Below are 20187 nucleotides of genomic sequence, written 5' to 3' on the forward strand. Positions count from 1 at the left end.
GAGCTCAAATTCTCAAACGTTTGGTGGCGATAGCGAAGGGGTTCCACACGTTCCCATCCCGAACACGACCGTTAAGCCCTTCAGCGTCGATGGTACTTGGACCGCAGGGTCCTGGGAGAGTAGAACGCCGCCAAGCGTAACCCATTATGGGTTCAAAACTTATATAAATGTGGGCCCTTAGCTCAGTTGGTTAGAGCGCACCTCTGATAAGGGTGAGGCCGGTGGTTCGAGTCCACCAGGGCCCACCATTTTAACATCTAAATAATGTATGGGGCCATAGCTCAGCTGGGAGAGCGCCTGCCTTGCAAGCAGGAGGTCAGCGGTTCGATCCCGCTTGGCTCCACCAACAAGATTTACAAGCTTGTTCTTTGAAAACTAGATATCGAAACGAAACAAACGCGAATTAGAACATTCCTTTTTAGCTGAACTTGTGTATAACAAGTTTCAATAAAAACGGTAGATTGCTGGAGCGAGTGATCGAAATGGAACGACTTTTGGCTTTGCGCAAGCAAACCGAGGGAAGTGACAGCTCGAACACGAGCGCAATGGTTAAGCTACTAAGAGCACACGGAGGATGCCTAGGCGCTAGGAGCCGATGAAGGACGTGGCGAACAACGAAACTGCCTCGGGGAGCTGTAAGCAAGCTTTGATCCGGGGATGTCCGAATGGGGAAACCCAGCTGGGGTAATATCCAGTTACTCTTGTCTGAATACATAGGGCAAGTAGAGGCATACCAGGGGAACTGAAACATCTAAGTACCCTGAGGAAGAGAAAACAATAGTGATTCCGTCAGTAGCGGCGAGCGAACGCGGAGAAGCCCAAACCAAAGAGCTTGCTCTTTGGGGTTGTGGGACGTCTCACATGGAGTTACAAAGGAACCGGTTAAGCGAAGAGGTCTGGAAAGGCCCGCCAAAGAAGGTAAAAGCCCTGTAATTGAAAGTCTGTTCCCTCCGAGACGGATCCCGAGTAGTGCGGGGCACGTGAAACCCCGTATGAATCCGGCAGGACCATCTGCCAAGGCTAAATACTTCCTAGCGACCGATAGTGAAGCAGTACCGTGAGGGAAAGGTGAAAAGCACCCCGGAAGGGGAGTGAAATAGAACCTGAAACCGTGTGCTTACAAAAAGTCAGAGCCCGTTTTAGGGGTGATGGCGTGCCTTTTGTAGAATGAACCGGCGAGTTACGTTCCCGTGCAAGGTTAAGGTGAAGAGCCGGAGCCGCAGCGAAAGCGAGTCTGAATAGGGCGACTATAGTACGTGGACGTAGACCCGAAACCGGGTGATCTACCCCTGTCCAGGGTGAAGGTGCGGTAACACGCACTGGAGGCCCGAACCCACGCATGTTGAAAAATGCGGGGATGAGGTGGGGGTAGCGGAGAAATTCCAATCGAACTCGGAGATAGCTGGTTCTCCCCGAAATAGCTTTAGGGCTAGCCTCGGAAAACAGAGTCGTGGAGGTAGAGCACTGATTGGGTGCGGGGCCCGCAAGGGTTACCAAGCTCAGTCAAACTCCGAATGCCATAGACTTACTTCCGGGAGTCAGACAGTGAGTGCTAAGATCCATTGTCAAAAGGGAAACAGCCCAGACCATCAGCTAAGGTCCCCAAGTGTGTGTTAAGTGGGAAAGGATGTGGAGTTGCACAGACAACCAGGATGTTGGCTTAGAAGCAGCCACCATTGAAAGAGTGCGTAATAGCTCACTGGTCGAGTGACTCTGCGCCGAAAATGTAACGGGGCTAAACACACCACCGAAGCTATGGCTTGATGCTTTGCATCAGGGGTAGGGGAGCGTTGTATAAGGGTTGAAGGTGTACCGTAAGGAGCGCTGGACATTATACAAGTGAGAATGCCGGTATGAGTAACGAAAAGATCAGTGAGAATCTGATCCGCCGAAAGCCTAAGGGTTCCTGAGGAAGGCTCGTCCGCTCAGGGTAAGTCGGGACCTAAGGCGAGGCCGAAAGGCGTAGTCGAAGGACAACAGGTCGAAATTCCTGTACCACCGTAAATCGTTACGAGCGATGGGGGGACGCAGTAGGGTAGTGACGCAGGCTGATGGATGCCTGTCCAAGCAGTAAGGCTGGTTAGTAGGCAAATCCGCTAACCGTAAGGCTGAGCTGTGATGGGGAGTGAAAATTACAGTAGCGAAGGTCATGATCTCACACTGCCAAGAAAAGCCTCTAGCCAGATGAAGGTGCCCGTACCGCAAACCGACACAGGTAGGCGAGAAGAGAATTCTAAGGCGCGCGGAAGAACTCTCGTTAAGGAACTCGGCAAAATGACCCCGTAACTTCGGGAGAAGGGGTGCCCCGGTAGTGTGAATAGCACGAGGGGGCCGCAGTGAAAAGGCCCAAGCGACTGTTTAGCAAAAACACAGGTCTGTGCGAAGCCGTAAGGCGAAGTATACGGGCTGACGCCTGCCCGGTGCTGGAAGGTTAAGGGGAGTGGTTAGGGAGTAATCCCGAAGCTGTGAACCGAAGCCCCAGTAAACGGCGGCCGTAACTATAACGGTCCTAAGGTAGCGAAATTCCTTGTCAGGTAAATTCTGACCCGCACGAATGGCGTAACGACTTGGGCGCTGTCTCAACGAGAGATCCGGTGAAATTTTAATACCTGTGAAGATGCAGGTTACCCGCGACAAGACGGAAAGACCCCATGGAGCTTTACTGCAGCTTGATATTGAATTTGGGTACGATCTGTACAGGATAGGTGGGAGCCTTTGAAGCGTGAGCGCCAGCTTGCGTGGAGGCACCGTTGGGATACCACCCTGATCGTATCTAGGTTCTAACCTGGTACCGTAAACCGGTGCGGGGACAGTGTCAGGTGGGCAGTTTGACTGGGGCGGTCGCCTCCTAAAGAGTAACGGAGGCGCCCAAAGGTTCCCTCAGAATGGTTGGAAATCATTCGAAGAGTGCAAAGGCATAAGGGAGCTTGACTGCGAGACCTACAAGTCGAGCAGGGACGAAAGTCGGGCTTAGTGATCCGGTGGTACCGCATGGAAGGGCCATCGCTCAACGGATAAAAGCTACCCTGGGGATAACAGGCTTATCTCCCCCAAGAGTCCACATCGACGGGGAGGTTTGGCACCTCGATGTCGGCTCATCGCATCCTGGGGCTGAAGTAGGTCCCAAGGGTTGGGCTGTTCGCCCATTAAAGCGGTACGCGAGCTGGGTTCAGAACGTCGTGAGACAGTTCGGTCCCTATCTGTCGTGGGCGTAGGAAATTTGAGAGGAGCTGTCCTTAGTACGAGAGGACCGGGATGGACGTACCGCTGGTGTACCAGTTGTTCCGCCAGGAGCACCGCTGGGTAGCTATGTACGGACGGGATAAGCGCTGAAAGCATCTAAGCGTGAAGCCCCCCTCAAGATGAGATTTCCCAGTATGTAAGACCCCTTGAAGACGACGAGGTAGATAGGCTGGGGGTGGAAGTGCAGCAATGCATGGAGCTGACCAGTACTAATCGGTCGAGGGCTTATCCAATAGCAAGTTTTGATCGCGTGTGTTTCGTTTCGAATCTAGTTTTCAAGGAGCAATCCTTGTACAACGTTGAGATTGTCTTTGGAGAGATACCCAAGTGGCTATAAGGGGACCCTCTGCTAAGGGGTTAGGCTGAGTAATCGGTGCGAGGGTTCGAATCCCTCTCTCTCCGCCATCTTTACCTAAGGATGGACAAGCAATCGAAACATTTATAATATGGCGGTGTAGCTCAGCTGGCTAGAGCGTACGGTTCATACCCGTAAGGTCGGGGGTTCGATCCCCTCCGCCGCTACCATATTACCCAGGAGGCTTAGCTCAGCTGGGAGAGCATCTGCCTTACAAGCAGAGGGTCGGGGGTTCGATCCCCTCAGCCTCCACCATATACGCCGGTGTAGCTCAACTGGTAGAGCAACTGACTTGTAATCAGTAGGTTGGGGGTTCAAGTCCTCTCGCCGGCACCATTAATGCCTGGAACCGTGGTGTAGTTGGCCTAACATGCCTGCCTGTCACGCAGGAGATCGCGGGTTCGAATCCCGTCGGTTCCGCCATTAATCTAAAATTAAATACGGCTCGGTAGCTCAGTCGGTAGAGCAGAGGACTGAAAATCCTCGTGTCGGCGGTTCGATTCCGTCCCGAGCCACCTTTTATCCTTGGAGGATTAGCGAAGTGGCCAAACGCATCAGACTGTAAATCTGCTCCCGTACGGGTTCGGTGGTTCGAATCCATCATCCTCCACCAGTTTTATGAGTCATTAGCTCAGTTGGTAGAGCACCTGACTTTTAATCAGGGTGTCGAAGGTTCGAATCCTTCATGACTCATCTTTAAATAAAGAGTGATCGATCATAATAATGATCGATCACTCTTTTTGTTTACACTGATATATTCAAGAATTGTGGATACAGAGCAGTAAACATCAAGATATGATAAAATGATGATAAAAATAAAGCAGAGTGGTGAAGTTCATTAGATGAAGCTCATACCTGATTTAAAACAGCAAATTGAAGTTATTATAGGCACCACATTGGATGAATATGAAATTACGATGCATGAGTGGATACAATCCATTGATCATTTAATTGGCTTGGATGAAAATAAACCGCAGCATATTCTAAATAGAGCGAGTAAAGGTGAGCGTGGTTCATTAGAAAGTTCTTCAATATCTTCTGATGTTCTGAGTTTACACCATGGTGAGCGCGTCTTTTTCAAAGTTGGCATAAATGAGCAGGTAAAAACCGTTCTGTGCTGGGGATGTGATGCGGCATCTATTACAATGGAGACTCGCCGTCTAATTGAATTACTGATTCTTAATAAGTTTATTACGAGTCAAGGCGATAATTCATCGCTATTCAAGAATGATACCGATAAACAATTATTTTCGCTGGGAATATGGCTTAAGGATCAGATTAAAGAGTACGATGCGGGCAGTTTCGATCCACTGCCTGATTCGTTTGCTTCTATTGCAGGATTTCAGGAGGAGAAAGTTCTTTTTCTGTTGCAGGGTGAGACTCCGGATTCTCAGCGTGTTGACTCTATAGTTTTGAATAAGTTGCTCGAAAGTTATTTTGGTGAAGACATCACACTAATCCCGTTGGGTGAGCAAGAATGGCTCTTCATGGGAGACGAAGAGATTGTTACCGGTGAGGCCGATGAAGATACAGCAGAGGCGAGAAAAGAGTCACTTAACGCTTTTTGTATGGGACTGTATGAGCTTGTGGCCAGTGAGTTCGCCGGCGTTTTCCACTTGTCAGCTTCGCTACCGTGTATTCCCAAAGAGGCGTTGCTTCAGGTGACATTCCTTCTTCAGGAAAGCATGGAGCTTGGTCGCTCTTTCCACGTTACACAGCATATCCACCTTCCTTGGAATCTGCAACTAGAGCAATTGGTGGCTAGTATTTCTGAGCAACAGCGAATGCGTTTTATCCGGGAAACGGGAAAGGATACGACGCTCTTTAACGACAGCGAGACGTTGGCTACATTGGAGACCTTCTTCAGTTTAGACTGTAACGTGAGCGAGACAGCAAAGCGTTTGTTTATCCATCGTAATACGCTGGTGTACCGTCTGGATAAGATTAAACAAGAGATTGGTTATGATGTAAGACACTTTAAAAGTGCGATCGTTGTGCAACTTTTACTTCTAATGTACAAAGTGACGAAAAAGGCTTAATATTTTTGTGCAGTTTGCGAATAGTCAGATAACCAACCGATAGGGTATTATAAAACTACAAATTGTATTCGATTACAAAATGATCTCTGAGGAGGCAACAATCATGGCAGGAGTACGTTTAGAGCATATTTTCAAAAAATACCCGGGTTCTGATAAAGCAACTGTAGTTGACATTAACCTGGACATTAAAGATAAAGAGTTTCTGGTACTGGTAGGTCCGTCCGGTTGTGGTAAATCAACAACACTGCGTATGATCGCAGGCCTTGAGGAAATTTCTGAAGGTAAACTCTATATCGGTGACCGTGTCGTTAATGATGTTGCACCTAAAGACCGCGATATCGCGATGGTATTCCAATCTTACGCCTTGTATCCGCATATGAGCGTATATCAAAACATGGCATTTGGTTTGAAATTGCGTAAGGTTAAAAAAGATGAGATCGACAAACGTGTACGTGAAGCAGCTAAAATCCTCGACATCGAGCACTTGCTTGAGCGTAAGCCTAAAGCATTGTCCGGTGGTCAACGTCAACGTGTCGCTTTGGGACGTGCGATTGTCCGTGATCCACAAGTCTTCTTGATGGATGAGCCTCTCTCCAACTTGGATGCGAAACTTCGTGGACAAATGCGTGCGGAAATCACTAAGCTTGCTAAACGTTTGGAAACAACCGTTATCTACGTAACGCATGACCAGATCGAAGCAATGACGATGGGTGACCGGATCGTAGTTATGAAGGATGGTATCATCCAACAAGCAGCTTCTCCTGAAGAGCTGTACAACCACCCGGCGAACCTGTTCGTAGCTGGTTTCATCGGTTCCCCGACAATGAACTTCATCTCGGGTAAACTGGCTGAGCAAGGTGCGAGTCTTCACTTCGTAGCTCCTGGTGTGGATGTTGAAATCCCGCAAGGTAAAGCACAAGTGCTGAAATCCAGAGGATATGTTGGTAAAGAAGTTATTCTGGGTGTTCGTCCAGAAGACATTCACGAAGAGCCAGTATTCCTGGAAGCTTCCCCGAACTCTGTATTCTCTACTCACGTAGATGTAACAGAGAACCTGGGTCACGAAATGCTCCTTTACTTGAGCGGTGTAGGTAACGACACTACAATTGCACGTGTAGACGGACGTTCTAACACTCGTGATGGTTCCACAGTTAAAATGGCCATTGACATGAACAAAGTTCATATCTTTGACAAGGAATCCGAAGTTAACGTACTTCTTCAAGACTAATTCTACTGAAGGTTCCTCGGTAACGATGGAATCTGGAAGTAACGTAATTATATAATGTAAATCGAGCCCCTTCCGTTTTCGCTGGAAGGGGCTTTTTTCAAAAATGCAAGGGATGATGAATACGTTCGGGTGGAAATATAGTGCAGATAGAGCAAGGAGTCTGCGATTGCAATCGATCCCAAATTCATTTAAGATTATTTGAAGGTCTGTCTTCAAAATGTTGCATGTTGGAGTATTATTAGAGCGATATTTTACAGGCGAAGTGACCTGGTTATGAATGTTGTTGTGAATACGCTAATAATGGAAAGAAACGATACACGAATGGGTACATAGAGGCACAGCGAATGCTGAAAGGAAGAGACAAATGGCGAAAAAAGTGAAAGTATCCGAATTGGTACAGCAGTTTCAGATGGAAGTGGTGTCGGGGTCACAGGGTTTGAAAAGGTTTATCACGGTAGATGATCTTAACCGTCCTGGCCTGGAGATGGCCGGTTACTTTGAATATCATCCAAAAGAGCGGGTGCAACTCCTGGGAAGAACAGAGCTGGCCTTTTTTGCAATGTTGCCTGAACATGAGCGCCGTGAACGTATGCAGCGTCTATGCACAGAGGAAACACCTTGTATTGTGGTTACACGTGGACTCGAAGTTCCTCAGGAACTGATCGATATCAGTGAAGAACAGAATCTGGCTGTGCTTCGTAGCAATATGGCGACAACGATTCTATCCAGCCGCATTACTGGTTTTCTGGAAGGTAAGTTGGCGCCGACAGCCACCATTCACGGTGTATTGTGTGATGTGTATGGTGTAGGTATGTTGATCACAGGCAGTAGCGGTATTGGTAAAAGTGAAACTGCGCTTGAACTTGTTAAACGCGGTCACCGTCTAATTGCCGATGATGCCGTTGAAATTCGCCAAACCTCCGACTTTCAACTTCACGGTACCGCACCGGAGCTGATCCGTCACCTGCTTGAAATCCGGGGTGTCGGTATTATCAACGTCATGACTTTGTTTGGCGCCGGGGCTGTACGTAATAATAAACGGATTACATTGGTTGTACGTCTTGAAGCATGGCAGCAGGATAAACAGTATGACCGTCTGGGATTGGATGAAGAAACAACGCGTATTATTGATACCGATGTACCCTTGGTTACTATTCCGGTTCGTCCTGGACGAAACTTGGCTGTAATTATTGAGGTGGCGGGCATGAACTATCGCTTAAAACAGATGGGGCTTAATGCTGCACTCCAGTTCACGAACAAGCTGACTGCAACAATTTCAGAAGATATGGAAGATATGGACTAAGGTGGGCTAAGGAAAGTTACCCCGATCAACTGAATAGCAGGGTAGGGGCAATATTAAGCATCAAGCTATAAAATAAAGATTAAAGTTTTCATGAGGCATGACAACTGGGGTCTGCACACCTTCAAACCGGAAGGTGGATAGCAGGCTCCAGACAGTCATGCTTACCGATGTGAATTGATTGATAGGAGTGTGAATGAATGGATACATTATTACTGTTGAACCCGATTGCGTTCTCTATTGGCGCTTTAAAGGTTCACTGGTATGGGCTTATCTTGGGTACTGCGGCGCTGTTAGGGTTGCTGCTTGTTATTCGGGAGGGCAAACGATTTAATATTCCGCAAGAAGTGTTCATGGATATGGTTTTGCTAGGTGTGCCTTCTGCAATTATTGGAGCCCGAATCTACTATGTGGCTTTTAAGTGGGAAGATTATAAGGACAACCTATGGGACGTTTTTAAAATCTGGAATGGCGGTATTGCGATCTATGGCGCACTGATTGGTGCCATTATATGTGCAGTCATTTTCTTCCGTCGTAAAGGATATAACTTCTGGCGTATGGCCGACATCTGTGCACCTGGACTGATCGTTGGACAGATGATTGGACGCTGGGGTAACTTTGTAAATCAGGAGGCGTATGGCGGTCCTGTAGAAGAATCATTTTTAAGAGACAAGCTGCACTTGCCAGACTTTATTGTGAATCAAATGAACGTGGAAGGTGTATTTCATCATCCGGCCTTTTTGTATGAATCCGTATGGAGTTTTGCAGGGCTGATCCTGTTGCTGGTGCTTCGTCGTCAGAAGTTCATGCGTGCAGGCGAGATGTTTATGTCCTATTTCATCTGGTATTCCATCGGACGATTCTTTATTGAAGCTGTGCGTACGGACAGTCTGGGTTTTCAGGCTCCAGAGTGGATCGCTTCTTTGGTGAACGGATTATGGTCTCCAATGACTGCACTCGGCTTCGAACAAGGTTATTTAGATCCAGCGTACGGTAATGTACGAATTTCACAACTGCTTGCGATTGGCATTATTGTTGCCGCTGTTGTGTTTATTGTCGTGAGAAGAGTGACAGGTAAAGCAAGTGCACATTATAGTGATCCGATTGTCTCGTCGAAAGTGGCTGCAGATGATATTGGACATTCAGAAACAGTAGCTGTTGAAGAGGGCAAGGTAACAACAGCACCAAATCAGGCTCAAGATGATCCGAAGCAAGTTGAAGATAAAAAGGAGTAATGCAACGTGATTAATACGGTACTGTTCGATCTGGATGGAACGATTATTGATACCAATGAGCTGATTATCAACTCATTCCTGCATGTTATGGGAGGTTGGGATCATGCTGCCCCGTGGACAAGAGAGCAGATTATTCCGCATATGGGAGGCACATTGGAGCAACAAATGCGAACCTTTTCAGGTCAGGAAGAGGTATCGGAGTACGTCAAAGGTTATCGTGCTTATAATGATATTCACCATGAGGCGATGGTCAGACCCTTCCCCCATGTGATCGAGGTTGTTGAGGCTTTGAATCAGGCAGGGATTACGATGGGTGTGGTGACGACTAAAATTCGTCCTTCTACATTAAAGGTGCTGGAGCGCTTTGATTTGCTTAAATATATGAAGTCCATTGTGACTGTGCAGGATGTAACTCATCCCAAACCTCATGCAGAACCGGTGCAAAAAGCGATGGAGGAACTGGGATCGAACCCAGCTCACACACTGATGATCGGGGACAGTCCTGTCGATATTCAATCGGCGCAAAATGCAGGTGCTCTCTCCGCTGGTGTGGCCTGGTCGCTTAAAGGGGAGCAGGTGCTGAGCGGGTATAAGCCAGATTACATTTTGCATGATATGAGGGATCTACTGGATATGGTTCTTACGGGAACGGGTCGTTCATGAGAAAAGTAACCCGCTATCCGGTAGAAAGTCAAAATGCACTTTGGCATATCTACAAGACAGTGAGCCCGTGGAAGGGCGTTCGTAATTTTATCTGGATTCAGTTGTCACGGTACTGTCCTGTTTTGCCTCTCAAGAACTGGATTTATCGACGCATGCTTGGTATGAAGGTGGGGGAGCATACAGCTTTTGGCCTGATGGTAATGGTGGATGTATTTTTTCCGGAAAAAATAACGATTGGTGAAAATTCAGTGATTGGTTACAATACCACGATTCTGGCTCACGAGTATCTCATTAAAGAGTACAGACTTGGCGATGTCATTATCGGAGACAATGTGCTGATCGGGGCGAATACAACCATTTTGCCAGGGGTAACGATTGGAGACGGAGCGGTAGTTGCTGCCGGAGCGGTAGTTCATAAGGATGTTGCTCCAGGAGCTTTTGTTGGAGGCAATCCCTTGCGTGATTTGTCACGTCCGTCAGGATCGGCGGAAGAAATGGTGTTCAAGACGGAGGAACCTTCTCAGCGAAAGCTACATTAAGCGCGAGGATCATTGTTTGCAAGTGAACGAATGCATGGAGGGAAGAGCTGCTGAGGGCAGCTTTTTTCGTATACAAAACTTGAATTGAAGCAAATGGTTAGGGGCCGTAAGACACGGACAACAGGACAAGTGGGTTTAGATCGGATAGTCACCAAGAGCAGTCATAGCTTAAGATTGTTGACGATTCCGCAGCTTCCATGTTATCATATCCCATATCCTTTAGTTTGTTAGCACTTTACCATGTGAAAGCGAACCGGGTGAAGGTGACAATTAATCTATAGAGTAAACGGGTTATTCTTGTAAAGGTGAAGCGTTCGTTAAGCCAAAGAACATGCGGCTTTACTCAAAATTAGGGTAACTAACATAGAACGGGGATTTGTCATACATAAATCCTTTTGAGATAGAGCGTTAGAGACGATAGAGATGAAAATCTAAATTTAGTTATCGTATTTTAGCAGATGTGAAGATATTATAGTGCAACCTTATATAACAATCCAAATTCATGACTCGGGGTGAATCATTTCCATGTCCAAACCAAAAGGCTTTGAAAAACCAACTGGCTTCCGTGACTATACACCACATGTGGTGTCCAAGCTGCGTAAAATTGAACGAAATGTACTGGATTGCATGGAGCGTTGGGGTTATCGTCAGATCATAACACCAACGATTGAATATTACGACACAGTAGGGGTGGCTAGCTCTACTTCGGATCGCAAATTGTTTAAATTGCTGAACAGCCGGGGAACGACACTGGTTCTACGTTCTGATCTGACAGCTCCGATTGCGCGTGTAGTATCATCGATGCTCAAAGATGAGGCTTTGCCGCTACGTCTGTCCTATCATGCGAATGTATTTCGTTCTATTGAAGAGGAAGCTGGACGGGAGGCTGAATTTTTCCAAACAGGTGTTGAACTTGTAGGAGACGATTCTCCTGAGGCGGATGCTGAAGTAGTTGCATTAGCGATTGCCTCATTGCAGGCAGCGGGTGTATCTTCTTTTAAAATAGCAATGGGTCATATGGGTTTTCTGAATGGACTGCTGGAAGAAGTGATTCCGGGTCAGACGGCTGAGCAGGAACAGTTGAAGGAAGGGCTATTAGGTCGTGATTATGTGGGCTACCGTCAGTCCATTGAAGCTTTGCAACTGGAACCCAAACAAAAACAGCAACTTGAAGCGATTTTACGTCTGCGTGGCGGGAAAGAAATATGCACACATGCGAGCGAACTTAGCTCAAGTGCTGAAGCGGCACAATCTATTGCACATCTGTGTGCAGTGTTTGAAGTATTGGAGGCCTATGGTGTCTCTGAGCATGTGCTGATTGATCTGACGATGATCGGGGATTTCTCCTATTACACAGGCATGACATTTGAAGGTTATGCGGCAGAGCTGGGATCACCTGTGTGTAGCGGCGGACGATATGACAATCTGTTGCAGCAGTTTGGGCGCGCTCTTCCGGCTACAGGATTTGCGTTGAAAACAAACCGGATTATCGATGGTGTTCATGGCATTACGATTGAAGAGACGAAAACGGTACGTATTGAATATAGCCCAGATCGGCGTGCTGAGGCATTGACCGAAGCAGCGAGATTACGAAGTCTAGGTCACAATGTAGTTACATCTCTTCTTGCTAATGAAAAGGCAGAGACGACATCTGTAACAAGCGAAACGACTGCGGATCAGGTGGAGCAGGTCATCATCTATGGATCGAAAAAGGGAGGGAACTAAGATGTCGGATATTCTGAAGGTGGCCATGCCTAAAGGCCGCATCTATAAAAAGGCCTCCAAATTGTTCCGTGAGGCAGGGCTAGACATTCCAGAGGACGTGGACGATACGCGCAAACTGGTGATCGAGGTACCAGAAGCGGGTATGGAATTCATTATGGCTAAACCTGTGGATGTGCCAACGTACGTGGAGTACGGTGTTGCCGATATTGGCATTGTCGGGAAAGACGTGTTGCTTGAAGAGGACCGTGATGTGTATGAACTGCTGAATCTAGGCATTGCCCAGTGCCGTATGTCGGTTATCGGGCTACCGGACTGGAAGGCAGGTATCCAGCAGCGAGTTGCAACCAAATATCCACGAATCGCTTCCCAGTACTTCCGTGAGCAAGGACAACAGGTTGAGGTTATTAAGCTGAACGGATCAATTGAGCTTGCGCCTCTAATCGGACTGGCTGATCGGATTGTCGATCTAGTGGAGACCGGGCAGACGTTACGTGAGAACGGACTTGTGGAAATGACGGAAATTCTGAATATTACTAGCCGTTTGATCGCGAATCGGGTGAGCTACCGGATGAAAAACGCACGTATTCAGGCGCTGTGTGATGCACTTCAATCGGTCATCCCAAGTGGGAATGAGGTTACTGCGGGAAGTGCGAGAAGATAGCGAACAGATCAGTAAAGAACGATAGCGAATAGATTAGTGAGCAGGGATAATGGATAGATAAGTGAGTCAATTGATATGTAAGGAGGTTGTACGCATGAAAATTGTACCGGCACGGGAATTTGATCTGAAGCGGGAAGTGGAGTATGGTACACCGGAGCAAAATGAATCGGTACGGCGAATTGTCGCAGATATTCGCCGGGAAGGTGATGCGGCCCTGCTGCGTTACACGGAGCAGCTGGACCGCACGACGCTGACGGCTGCGCAGTTGCGCGTGCCGCAGGAGGAGCTCCAGGCAGCGTATGCAGCCGTTGAGCCATCTTTTGTAACGGCGATTCGCCAAGCCGCCGTTAACATTCGTGCGTTTCATGAGAAGCAGAAACGCAATTCGTGGATGGACTGGCAGCCGGATGGCAGTCTGCTCGGCCAGGTTATTCGGCCGCTGAAACGAGTCGGCGTGTATGTCCCTGGAGGGAAAGCAGCGTATCCATCGTCGGTGCTGATGAATGTCATTCCGGCACAGGTTGCAGGCGTGCCGGAGATTGTGCTTGTCACACCGCCGGCGACGAACGGCGGTGAAGGTATTAACCCGTACATTCTCGTGGCTGCCGCGGAAGCGGGCGTGAACGAGATGTACCGGGTTGGCGGCGCGCAAGCGATCGCCGCCCTCGCTTACGGCACGGAGAGCATTGCCCCGGTCGACAAGATCTGTGGACCGGGTAATATCTACGTGGCGCTCGCGAAGCGCGAGGTGTACGGGGCAGTCGATATCGACAGTATCGCCGGGCCAAGCGAGATTGTGGTGCTCGCCGATGATACGGCGAACCCGGTGTATGTCGCCGCGGACTTGTTGTCGCAGGCGGAGCACGACGAGATGGCATCGGCCATTCTCGTCACGAATTCGGCCTCGCTGGCGGATGCGGTGCAGGCCGAGGTGCAGCGGCAGCTGGATGTGCTGCCGCGGCGCAATATCGCTTCTGCTTCCGTGGAGCAGCATGGCGCGATTATTGTGGTCGATTCCATCGATGAGGGAATCGATGTCGTGAACCGGCTTGCACCGGAGCATCTGGAGATCATGGTGCAAGAGCCGATGGCTTACGCTGGCCGGATCGAGAATGCCGGTGCGATCTTCCTCGGGCCGTATAGCTCCGAACCGGTTGGCGATTATTTTGCCGGACCGAATCATATTATTCCGACCAATGGAACTGCCCGGTTTAGCTCACCGGTAGATGTGGATGATTTCATCAAAAAATCGAGTCTGATTTATTATAGTAAAGAGGCATTGCTACAGAACGGAGCGGCTATTATCGAATTAGCCCGTCATGAGGGGCTTGAAGGACACGCTCGTGCAATCGCTGTACGTTTAGAACAGGAAGGAAAGGCGGAATCGGACAATGGATAATCAGAATAAGAGTACAGAACAGGGTGTCGAGCTTCAAAATAATGGTGCAGTTCGCCAAGCAGAGGTTGACCGCAAAACGAACGAAACCAATATCCAGCTGTCATTCAACGTAGATGGCACAGGGCAATCAAATATTGAAACGGATGTACCGTTTCTGAACCATATGCTCGATCTGTTCACAAAGCATGGACAATTTGATCTTAACGTACAGGCTCGTGGAGATATTGATATTGATGATCACCACACGGTTGAAGACATCGGCATTTGTCTGGGACAGACGCTGTACCAGGCGCTCGGCGACAAACGTGGTATTAAGCGTTATGCGAGCGTGTTTGTACCGATGGATGAAGCACTCGCGCAAGTTATCATTGATGTGAGTAACCGTCCGCACTTTGAATACCGGGCCGAGTACCCGTCACAACAAGTAGGAAGCTTTTCTACAGAGCTTGTGCATGAATTTCTGTGGAAACTGGCGCTCGAAGCGCGGATTACGCTACATGTCATTGTGCACTACGGTCAGAACACACACCACATGATCGAAGCAGTCTTCAAAGCTCTCGGACGTGCGCTGGATGAAGCAACGATGATCGATCCACGAGTAACCGGCGTGCCCTCCACGAAGGGAGTGCTGTAGACGATGGCGATTGCAATTGTCGATTACGGTATGGGGAACCTGCACAGCGTCGGCAAAGCGGTCGAACGTCTTGGCTATGAAGCGCTGGTCACGGGTGAGCGGGAAGCTATTCTTGCCGCAGATGGCGTTATTCTGCCGGGGGTAGGTGCTTTTGGCGACGCAATGGTGCATTTGCGGGAGACGGGCCTGGATGTGGTCGTTAAAGAAGCGGCGGCTGGAACGAAACCGCTCCTTGGCATTTGTCTAGGCATGCAACTATTATTCAGCTCCAGTGAGGAGCATGGCGAGCATGAGGGGTTGGACATTTTACCGGGCAAAGTAGTGCGCTTCGCACCAAGTGAGCTGAAGGTTCCCCATATGGGATGGAACCGTTTGGAATTTTTACATCCGGAAAATCCGCTCTTCGCAGGTCTGGCTGCAGGCCATGTCTATTTCGTTCACTCTTATCATGCACTTACGGAGAACAAGGGTGATCTGCTCGCCGTTACGGATTACGGACATCCCGTTACAGCGATTGTAGGTAGAGGCTCGAACTTCGGCATGCAGTTCCATCCAGAGAAGAGCGGTGAGCTTGGCATGAAACTACTGGGCAACTTCCTGTCTTTGACGAGCTCAGTAGTTTAACAGCAATATAAGCCTAACCTTTATCACGTATAGCGGTTATTCCAGTAAGCTGTATGTACTGTTATACTCGTCTAAAACAAAATCAGTTTTAAATATATTCAGCTTGAAGTTACATGAACGTTTGAGCAAATTTCAATCGAATCTACACTCAGGAGGACTTGTATGTCATCTTTTATCTTATATCCGGCAATCGATATCCGGGACGGCAAATGTGTAAGACTGGTGCAGGGAGATTATAATCAAGAAACCGTGTACAACGATGACCCGGTTCAGGTTGCCCTTAACTGGGAGAAGCAAGGCGGTACATATGTTCATCTGGTGGATCTGGATGGGGCAAAGGCCGGACACCCGGTTAACGATGAATTGATTGGACGTATTGCATCCGCAGTGAATGTACCTGTGCAGGTTGGCGGCGGGCTTCGTACAGTCACTGACGTTGAGCGTTTATTGGGACTCGGTGTTAGCCGATTGATTATCGGGACAGCGGCGATTGAGGATCGTGCTTTTACGGAAGAAGTACTGGGACGTTACGGGGATAAAGTAGCGATCGGTATCGATGCGCGGGGCGGATATGTTGCCACTCGTGGCTGGCTAGAAACCTCCGAAGTACAGGCTGAAGTGCTAGCGAAGGAGCTCGCTGCTTATGGAGCGGAAACGTTTATCTTTACGGACATCTCCCGTGACGGTATGATGCAGGGGCCTAATGTTGAGGCAATTGTGTCTCTTGCCAAAGCAAGCGGACGTACAGTTATTGCTTCTGGCGGTGTCAGTGTGATGGATGATTTGCTTCGTTTGAGTCGTCATGCAGATGACGGTGTTGGCGGAGCCATTGTAGGTAAAGCCTTGTATACGGGAAGTATTGATCTGGCTGAAGCAGTGCGTTTGGTTAACAAGTAACGGATAACCGGGTAGAGAGGAAGAAACAGTATGCTGGCAAAAAGAATCATTCCCTGTCTGGACGTGAAGGATGGCCGGGTCGTTAAAGGCGTGAACTTCGTCAATCTCCGCGATGCGGGTGATCCGGTAGAGCTGGCGGCACTGTACGACCGCGAAGGCGCGGACGAGCTCGTATTTCTCGATATCTCCGCATCGGTGGAGGGCCGTGAAACGATGGAGGAAGTCGTAAGACAGACAGCAGGCGAAATTGCCATTCCATTTACGGTAGGCGGCGGGATCTCCAAAGTGGAGGACATGAAGCGTATTTTGCGTGCAGGTGCGGACAAAATCGCGGTAAATACAGCGGCAGTACTTAATCCACAGATTATTGCGGATGGCGCACGCCGCTTTGGCTCGCAATGTATCGTGGTTGCAATTGATGCCAAGTATAACGAGGCGTGGGGCGAGTGGGAAGTGTACACCCACGGCGGCCGGAAAGCATCTGGCATCAAAGCATTGGAGTGGGTGAAACAAGCCGAGGAACTGGGTGCAGGAGAAATCCTGTTAACCAGTATGGATGCAGATGGCACAAAGGACGGTTTTGATCTGAAGCTGACCGCTGCCGTTTCGGAATCGGTGAGCATTCCTGTTATTGCATCAGGCGGTGCAGGCAAGGAATCGCACTTCTATGATGTATTCACAACAGGCAAAGCGGACGCAGGTCTGGCTGCAACCATTTTTCACTATAAAGAAATTGCCGTACCGGCATTAAAACAACAATTACGAGAGCAAGGGGTGGAAATCCGTGACTAAAGTGAGCGATGAAATCAAGGAGCAACTCTCCTTGGAGCAGGTTGTGGAGCATATCCGCTGGGATGAAGGATTGGTCCCTGCCATTGTGCAGGATGTGGATACCCGTGAAGTGTTAATGATGGCTTATATGAACCGTGAATCCCTCAAATTATCACTTGAATCAGGGGAAACTTGGTTCTGGTCACGTTCACGTCAGGAGTTGTGGAATAAAGGAGCAACTTCAGGTAATGTACAGAAGATCGTTTCTTTAAAATATGACTGTGACGGCGACACGCTGTTAGTTGAGGTGAAGCCGAAGGGGCCGGCTTGTCATACAGGTGCAGTGACCTGTTTCCATAATGAAATTATCGGGTTGTCCGCAAGTGAAACGGAACAAGACAACAAAGAAGAAGCGGGAAGCACTACAAACTCCAGCACAACCTCTTCATCTAATGCGGAAAGCCGCTTTGATGTTCTTGCTGAACTGGAATCCGTCATTGCTGAACGTGAGCGCGAACGCCCAGAAGGTGCGTATACCACGTATCTCTTCGATAAAGGTGTCGATAAAATCTTGAAAAAAATCGGTGAGGAAGCCTCCGAGACGATTATTGCCGCGAAAAATAAAGACAATGACGAACTTCGTCTTGAAGTCAGTGACCTGATGTATCACTTGCTCGTATTGCTCCAAGAGCGCAAGCTACCGCTGGATGACATCATGTCCGAATTGAGTCGCCGTCACGAACGGCCGCGCCGCGATTAGGAGGCGAACGCTGAATGCGTATAGACTATCACACCCACCATGAACGCTGCGGACATGCTGTTGGCAAGTTGGAAGAATACGTGCAACGCGGGATCGCCATCGGTCTGTCCCAGATTGGGTTGTCTGATCATATGCCGCTCCTGCACGTAGATCCGGCTGAATACTATCCAGAGATGGCCATGCCTATGGATGAATTGCCACGATATGTAGAGGAATGTTTCATCTTGAAGGAACGTTACCGCGGGCAGATTGATGTCCGTGTTGGTCTTGAAGGGGATTATATCGAAGGCTTTGAATCGGAGATTCGTTCAATCATTGAACGTTATCCATGGGATTATGTAATTGGCTCTGTGCATTTCCTTGGTGAGTGGGATATTACAGATTTTCGGCAGACCCACCACTGGGAAGGCAAGGATGTCCTTGAAGTATATCGCCAGTATTATGATGCTGTAAGCAAAGCAGCCGCTACAGGGTTGTATGATATCATTGGACATTCGGATGTGATCAAACGTTTTGGTTATGTACCATCTCCTGAGCAAAATGAGGAACGCATTGCACTGGAGAATGCGGCCTTGCAAGCTATTGCGAAGAGCGGCTGCGCTATGGAGCTGAATGCTTCAGGTCTGTCCAAACCTTGTGCAGAGATGTTCCCAAGCCGAAGAATGCTAACCGAAGCGATTCGATTGGGTATTCCTCTGACGATGGGATCGGATGCACATGATCCGATGAAGCTAGGCGATTATTTGCCAGAGGCGGAGGCGCTTTTGCATGAACTTGGCTGTAAGGAAGTTGCTGTTTTCGAAAGCCGCCAGCGCTCGTTCATTCCTTTAAATGTAGACAGCAGTGGAGTATAATAAGGGTAAAACCACCTTTTATACAAGTTGGATTCTCCAATTTAACTATACAAGGAATTATGATCGGGGATAAACCCGCGGGAGGGCATTATGCAGCATTCGTTACGTATTTTTTCCGGTTCATCTAACCCTAAGCTTGCAGAGCAGGTATGCGACAAGCTGGGAGTACAACTGGGTAAGATTAAACTGTCCCGGTTCAAGAGCGGAGAAATATACGTTCATTACGAAGAAACGATCCGCAATTGTGATGTGTTTTTGATACAGTCTTTGTCTCATCCGATTAATGAACTGTTTGTCGAATTGCTTGTTATGATTGATGCGGCAAAACGAGCTTCGGCACGCACGGTAAATATTATCGTTCCGTATTACGGCTATGCTCGGCAAGAGCGGAAGTCTGCTCCACGTGAGCCTATCTCGGCCAAGATGGTTGCAGATGTATTAACAACAGCAGGAGCAAGCCGGGTGGTTACGATTGATCTGCATGCGGCTGCAATTCAGGGCTTCTTCAACATTCCGGTGGATCACATGACATCACTCGACTTAATCAGCGAATACCTGCTCAGTAAAGAGATCAAAAATCCGGTTGTGGTTTCTCCTGATGCCGGACGGGCATCCATGGCGGAGAAGCTGGCGAATCGTTTGGATTCACCTTTTGCCATCATGATCAAGAAACGTCCAAGTCATAATGAATCGATTATCACGCATGTTATCGGTGATGTTGAGGGAAGAACACCGATTATTATCGAGGATCTGATCGATACAGGTACAACGATTGTAAATGTTGTTGAAGGGTTGAAAGAACGGGGTGCAGAGAATGCTTATGTTTGCGCAACTCATGGCTTGTTCTCGGATGGAGCAGTAAGCAAATTAAATCATCCATCGATTACGGAAGTTGTGGTAACAGACTCCATTGCACTGCCGGAGGATCACCCAGATTGTTTTAAAGTATTACCCGTCGCGCCAATGCTTTCACGAGCTATTCGCATCATTGTTGATGGCGGATCTATGGCCACACTGTTTAAGGATTCTGGTATTTAATTTTAAAATGAGATAAATGTGTACATCACAGCCCAATCTCGTTTCATGTTCCGTGTCTGAGTGCATTTGCTCAGCACGGTATTTTTGTGTTAACCCCACGAATTGAATTCTGTGCTTTGCTGTTTGGTCGCTTGTGCTATAATAACTATAAATATTAAGAAATGATAGCGTTTTATTTATAGATGAATCTGGAATGGCTTTGTTACGGATACTAAACAGTAG

The 20187-nt window shown here is 48.3% G+C and carries 16 protein-coding genes, 10 tRNA genes and 2 rRNA genes; all 28 read left to right on the forward strand.

Annotated features, from left to right (window positions below):
- Positions 1-19: 19 nt before the first annotated feature.
- The 28 genes from rrf (at position 20) to MHI38_RS17080 (ending at position 19965) form a co-directional block, all read left to right on the forward strand.
- Positions 20-136, forward strand: a 5S ribosomal RNA gene (gene rrf, locus MHI38_RS16945).
- 35 nt (positions 137-171) lie between these two features.
- A tRNA-Ile gene (locus MHI38_RS16950) sits at positions 172-248 on the forward strand.
- A 22-nt stretch (positions 249-270) separates the two neighbouring features.
- Positions 271-346: transfer RNA gene (locus MHI38_RS16955), tRNA-Ala, on the forward strand.
- A gap of 201 nt (positions 347-547) precedes the next feature.
- A 23S ribosomal RNA gene (locus MHI38_RS16960) occupies positions 548-3476 on the forward strand.
- Positions 3477-3556: 80 nt separating this feature from the next.
- Positions 3557-3648: transfer RNA gene (locus MHI38_RS16965), tRNA-Ser, on the forward strand.
- 43 nt (positions 3649-3691) lie between these two features.
- A tRNA-Met gene (locus MHI38_RS16970) sits at positions 3692-3768 on the forward strand.
- Between the two features lie 9 nt (positions 3769-3777).
- A tRNA-Val gene (locus tag MHI38_RS16975) sits at positions 3778-3853 on the forward strand.
- A gap of 5 nt (positions 3854-3858) precedes the next feature.
- Positions 3859-3934, forward strand: a tRNA-Thr gene (locus MHI38_RS16980).
- A gap of 9 nt (positions 3935-3943) precedes the next feature.
- Positions 3944-4021, forward strand: a tRNA-Asp gene (locus MHI38_RS16985).
- A gap of 19 nt (positions 4022-4040) precedes the next feature.
- Positions 4041-4113 (forward strand) — tRNA-Phe (locus tag MHI38_RS16990).
- A 12-nt stretch (positions 4114-4125) separates the two neighbouring features.
- Positions 4126-4211: transfer RNA gene (locus MHI38_RS16995), tRNA-Tyr, on the forward strand.
- Positions 4212-4218: 7 nt separating this feature from the next.
- Positions 4219-4291, forward strand: a tRNA-Lys gene (locus MHI38_RS17000).
- Positions 4292-4440: 149 nt separating this feature from the next.
- Entirely contained in the window at positions 4441-5637 is a 1197-nt protein-coding gene (locus MHI38_RS17005; RefSeq protein WP_154891581.1) for a PucR family transcriptional regulator, read from the forward strand.
- Positions 5638-5740: 103 nt separating this feature from the next.
- Positions 5741-6865, forward strand: a complete 1125-nt coding sequence (locus tag MHI38_RS17010) for an ABC transporter ATP-binding protein (RefSeq protein WP_090924764.1) — start codon at positions 5741-5743, stop codon at positions 6863-6865.
- A 364-nt stretch (positions 6866-7229) separates the two neighbouring features.
- Complete coding sequence (hprK, locus tag MHI38_RS17015; RefSeq protein ID WP_090924765.1) at positions 7230-8168, forward strand: HPr(Ser) kinase/phosphatase; 939 nt, start codon at positions 7230-7232, stop codon at positions 8166-8168.
- A gap of 197 nt (positions 8169-8365) precedes the next feature.
- Positions 8366-9400, forward strand: a complete 1035-nt coding sequence (gene lgt, locus MHI38_RS17020) for a prolipoprotein diacylglyceryl transferase (protein ID WP_154891580.1) — start codon at positions 8366-8368, stop codon at positions 9398-9400.
- 6 nt (positions 9401-9406) lie between these two features.
- Entirely contained in the window at positions 9407-10063 is a 657-nt protein-coding gene (gene ppaX, locus MHI38_RS17025) for a pyrophosphatase PpaX (protein WP_154891579.1), read from the forward strand.
- On the forward strand, positions 10060-10602 hold the full coding sequence (locus MHI38_RS17030; RefSeq protein ID WP_154891578.1) for an acyltransferase: 543 nt from the start codon (positions 10060-10062) through the stop codon (positions 10600-10602). Before ppaX ends, MHI38_RS17030 begins: the two co-directional genes overlap by 4 nt.
- 525 nt (positions 10603-11127) lie before the next feature.
- The gene (locus MHI38_RS17035; RefSeq protein WP_154891577.1) at positions 11128-12327 is read left to right on the forward strand and encodes an ATP phosphoribosyltransferase regulatory subunit; all 1200 of its coding nucleotides are present in this window, start codon (positions 11128-11130) and stop codon (positions 12325-12327) included.
- 1 nt (position 12328) lies between these two features.
- Positions 12329-12988, forward strand: a complete 660-nt coding sequence (gene hisG, locus MHI38_RS17040) for an ATP phosphoribosyltransferase (RefSeq protein ID WP_090924770.1) — start codon at positions 12329-12331, stop codon at positions 12986-12988.
- A gap of 94 nt (positions 12989-13082) precedes the next feature.
- On the forward strand, positions 13083-14387 hold the full coding sequence (hisD, locus tag MHI38_RS17045; protein WP_154891576.1) for a histidinol dehydrogenase: 1305 nt from the start codon (positions 13083-13085) through the stop codon (positions 14385-14387).
- Positions 14380-15021, forward strand: a complete 642-nt coding sequence (gene hisB / locus MHI38_RS17050; protein WP_154891575.1) for an imidazoleglycerol-phosphate dehydratase HisB — start codon at positions 14380-14382, stop codon at positions 15019-15021. The genes hisD and hisB overlap by 8 nt, the downstream gene beginning before the upstream one ends.
- A gap of 3 nt (positions 15022-15024) precedes the next feature.
- Positions 15025-15645, forward strand: a complete 621-nt coding sequence (hisH, locus tag MHI38_RS17055; RefSeq protein ID WP_154891574.1) for an imidazole glycerol phosphate synthase subunit HisH — start codon at positions 15025-15027, stop codon at positions 15643-15645.
- Positions 15646-15807: 162 nt separating this feature from the next.
- Positions 15808-16542, forward strand: a complete 735-nt coding sequence (gene hisA / locus MHI38_RS17060) for a 1-(5-phosphoribosyl)-5-[(5-phosphoribosylamino)methylideneamino]imidazole-4-carboxamide isomerase (protein ID WP_154891573.1) — start codon at positions 15808-15810, stop codon at positions 16540-16542.
- A 30-nt stretch (positions 16543-16572) separates the two neighbouring features.
- The gene (gene hisF, locus MHI38_RS17065) at positions 16573-17334 is read left to right on the forward strand and encodes an imidazole glycerol phosphate synthase subunit HisF (protein ID WP_090924775.1); all 762 of its coding nucleotides are present in this window, start codon (positions 16573-16575) and stop codon (positions 17332-17334) included.
- 1 nt (position 17335) lies between these two features.
- Positions 17336-18073 (forward strand): bifunctional phosphoribosyl-AMP cyclohydrolase/phosphoribosyl-ATP diphosphatase HisIE, encoded by a 738-nt coding sequence (gene hisIE / locus MHI38_RS17070; protein WP_154891593.1) that lies wholly within the window; start codon positions 17336-17338, stop codon positions 18071-18073.
- 14 nt (positions 18074-18087) lie between these two features.
- Positions 18088-18927, forward strand: a complete 840-nt coding sequence (hisJ, locus tag MHI38_RS17075; protein ID WP_154891572.1) for a histidinol-phosphatase HisJ — start codon at positions 18088-18090, stop codon at positions 18925-18927.
- Between the two features lie 90 nt (positions 18928-19017).
- Positions 19018-19965, forward strand: coding sequence for a ribose-phosphate diphosphokinase (locus MHI38_RS17080; RefSeq protein ID WP_090924777.1), 948 nt, complete (start codon positions 19018-19020; stop codon positions 19963-19965).
- Positions 19966-20187 lie beyond the last annotated feature (222 nt).

This window comes from Paenibacillus sp. FSL K6-1558 (assembly GCF_038002565.1).
In the GTDB taxonomy this organism is placed as follows: domain Bacteria; phylum Bacillota; class Bacilli; order Paenibacillales; family Paenibacillaceae; genus Paenibacillus; species Paenibacillus polysaccharolyticus.

What these genes read in the sequence shown, in the direction of transcription:
- hisH (WP_154891574.1), top strand. Translation starts at nt 15,025, where the DNA reads ATGGCGATTGCAATTGTCGATTACGGTATGGGGAACCTGCACAGCGTC.
- MHI38_RS17080 (WP_090924777.1), top strand. Translation starts at nt 19,018, where the DNA reads ATGCAGCATTCGTTACGTATTTTTTCCGGTTCATCTAACCCTAAGCTT.
- MHI38_RS17010 (WP_090924764.1), top strand. Translation starts at nt 5,741, where the DNA reads ATGGCAGGAGTACGTTTAGAGCATATTTTCAAAAAATACCCGGGTTCT.
- hisD (WP_154891576.1), top strand. Translation starts at nt 13,083, where the DNA reads ATGAAAATTGTACCGGCACGGGAATTTGATCTGAAGCGGGAAGTGGAG.
- hisJ (WP_154891572.1), top strand. Translation starts at nt 18,088, where the DNA reads ATGCGTATAGACTATCACACCCACCATGAACGCTGCGGACATGCTGTT.
- MHI38_RS17005 (WP_154891581.1), top strand. Translation starts at nt 4,441, where the DNA reads ATGAAGCTCATACCTGATTTAAAACAGCAAATTGAAGTTATTATAGGC.
- hprK (WP_090924765.1), top strand. Translation starts at nt 7,230, where the DNA reads ATGGCGAAAAAAGTGAAAGTATCCGAATTGGTACAGCAGTTTCAGATG.
- MHI38_RS17035 (WP_154891577.1), top strand. Translation starts at nt 11,128, where the DNA reads ATGTCCAAACCAAAAGGCTTTGAAAAACCAACTGGCTTCCGTGACTAT.
- MHI38_RS17030 (WP_154891578.1), top strand. Translation starts at nt 10,060, where the DNA reads ATGAGAAAAGTAACCCGCTATCCGGTAGAAAGTCAAAATGCACTTTGG.
- hisB (WP_154891575.1), top strand. Translation starts at nt 14,380, where the DNA reads ATGGATAATCAGAATAAGAGTACAGAACAGGGTGTCGAGCTTCAAAAT.
- hisG (WP_090924770.1), top strand. Translation starts at nt 12,329, where the DNA reads ATGTCGGATATTCTGAAGGTGGCCATGCCTAAAGGCCGCATCTATAAA.
- lgt (WP_154891580.1), top strand. Translation starts at nt 8,366, where the DNA reads ATGGATACATTATTACTGTTGAACCCGATTGCGTTCTCTATTGGCGCT.
- hisA (WP_154891573.1), top strand. Translation starts at nt 15,808, where the DNA reads ATGTCATCTTTTATCTTATATCCGGCAATCGATATCCGGGACGGCAAA.
- hisF (WP_090924775.1), top strand. Translation starts at nt 16,573, where the DNA reads ATGCTGGCAAAAAGAATCATTCCCTGTCTGGACGTGAAGGATGGCCGG.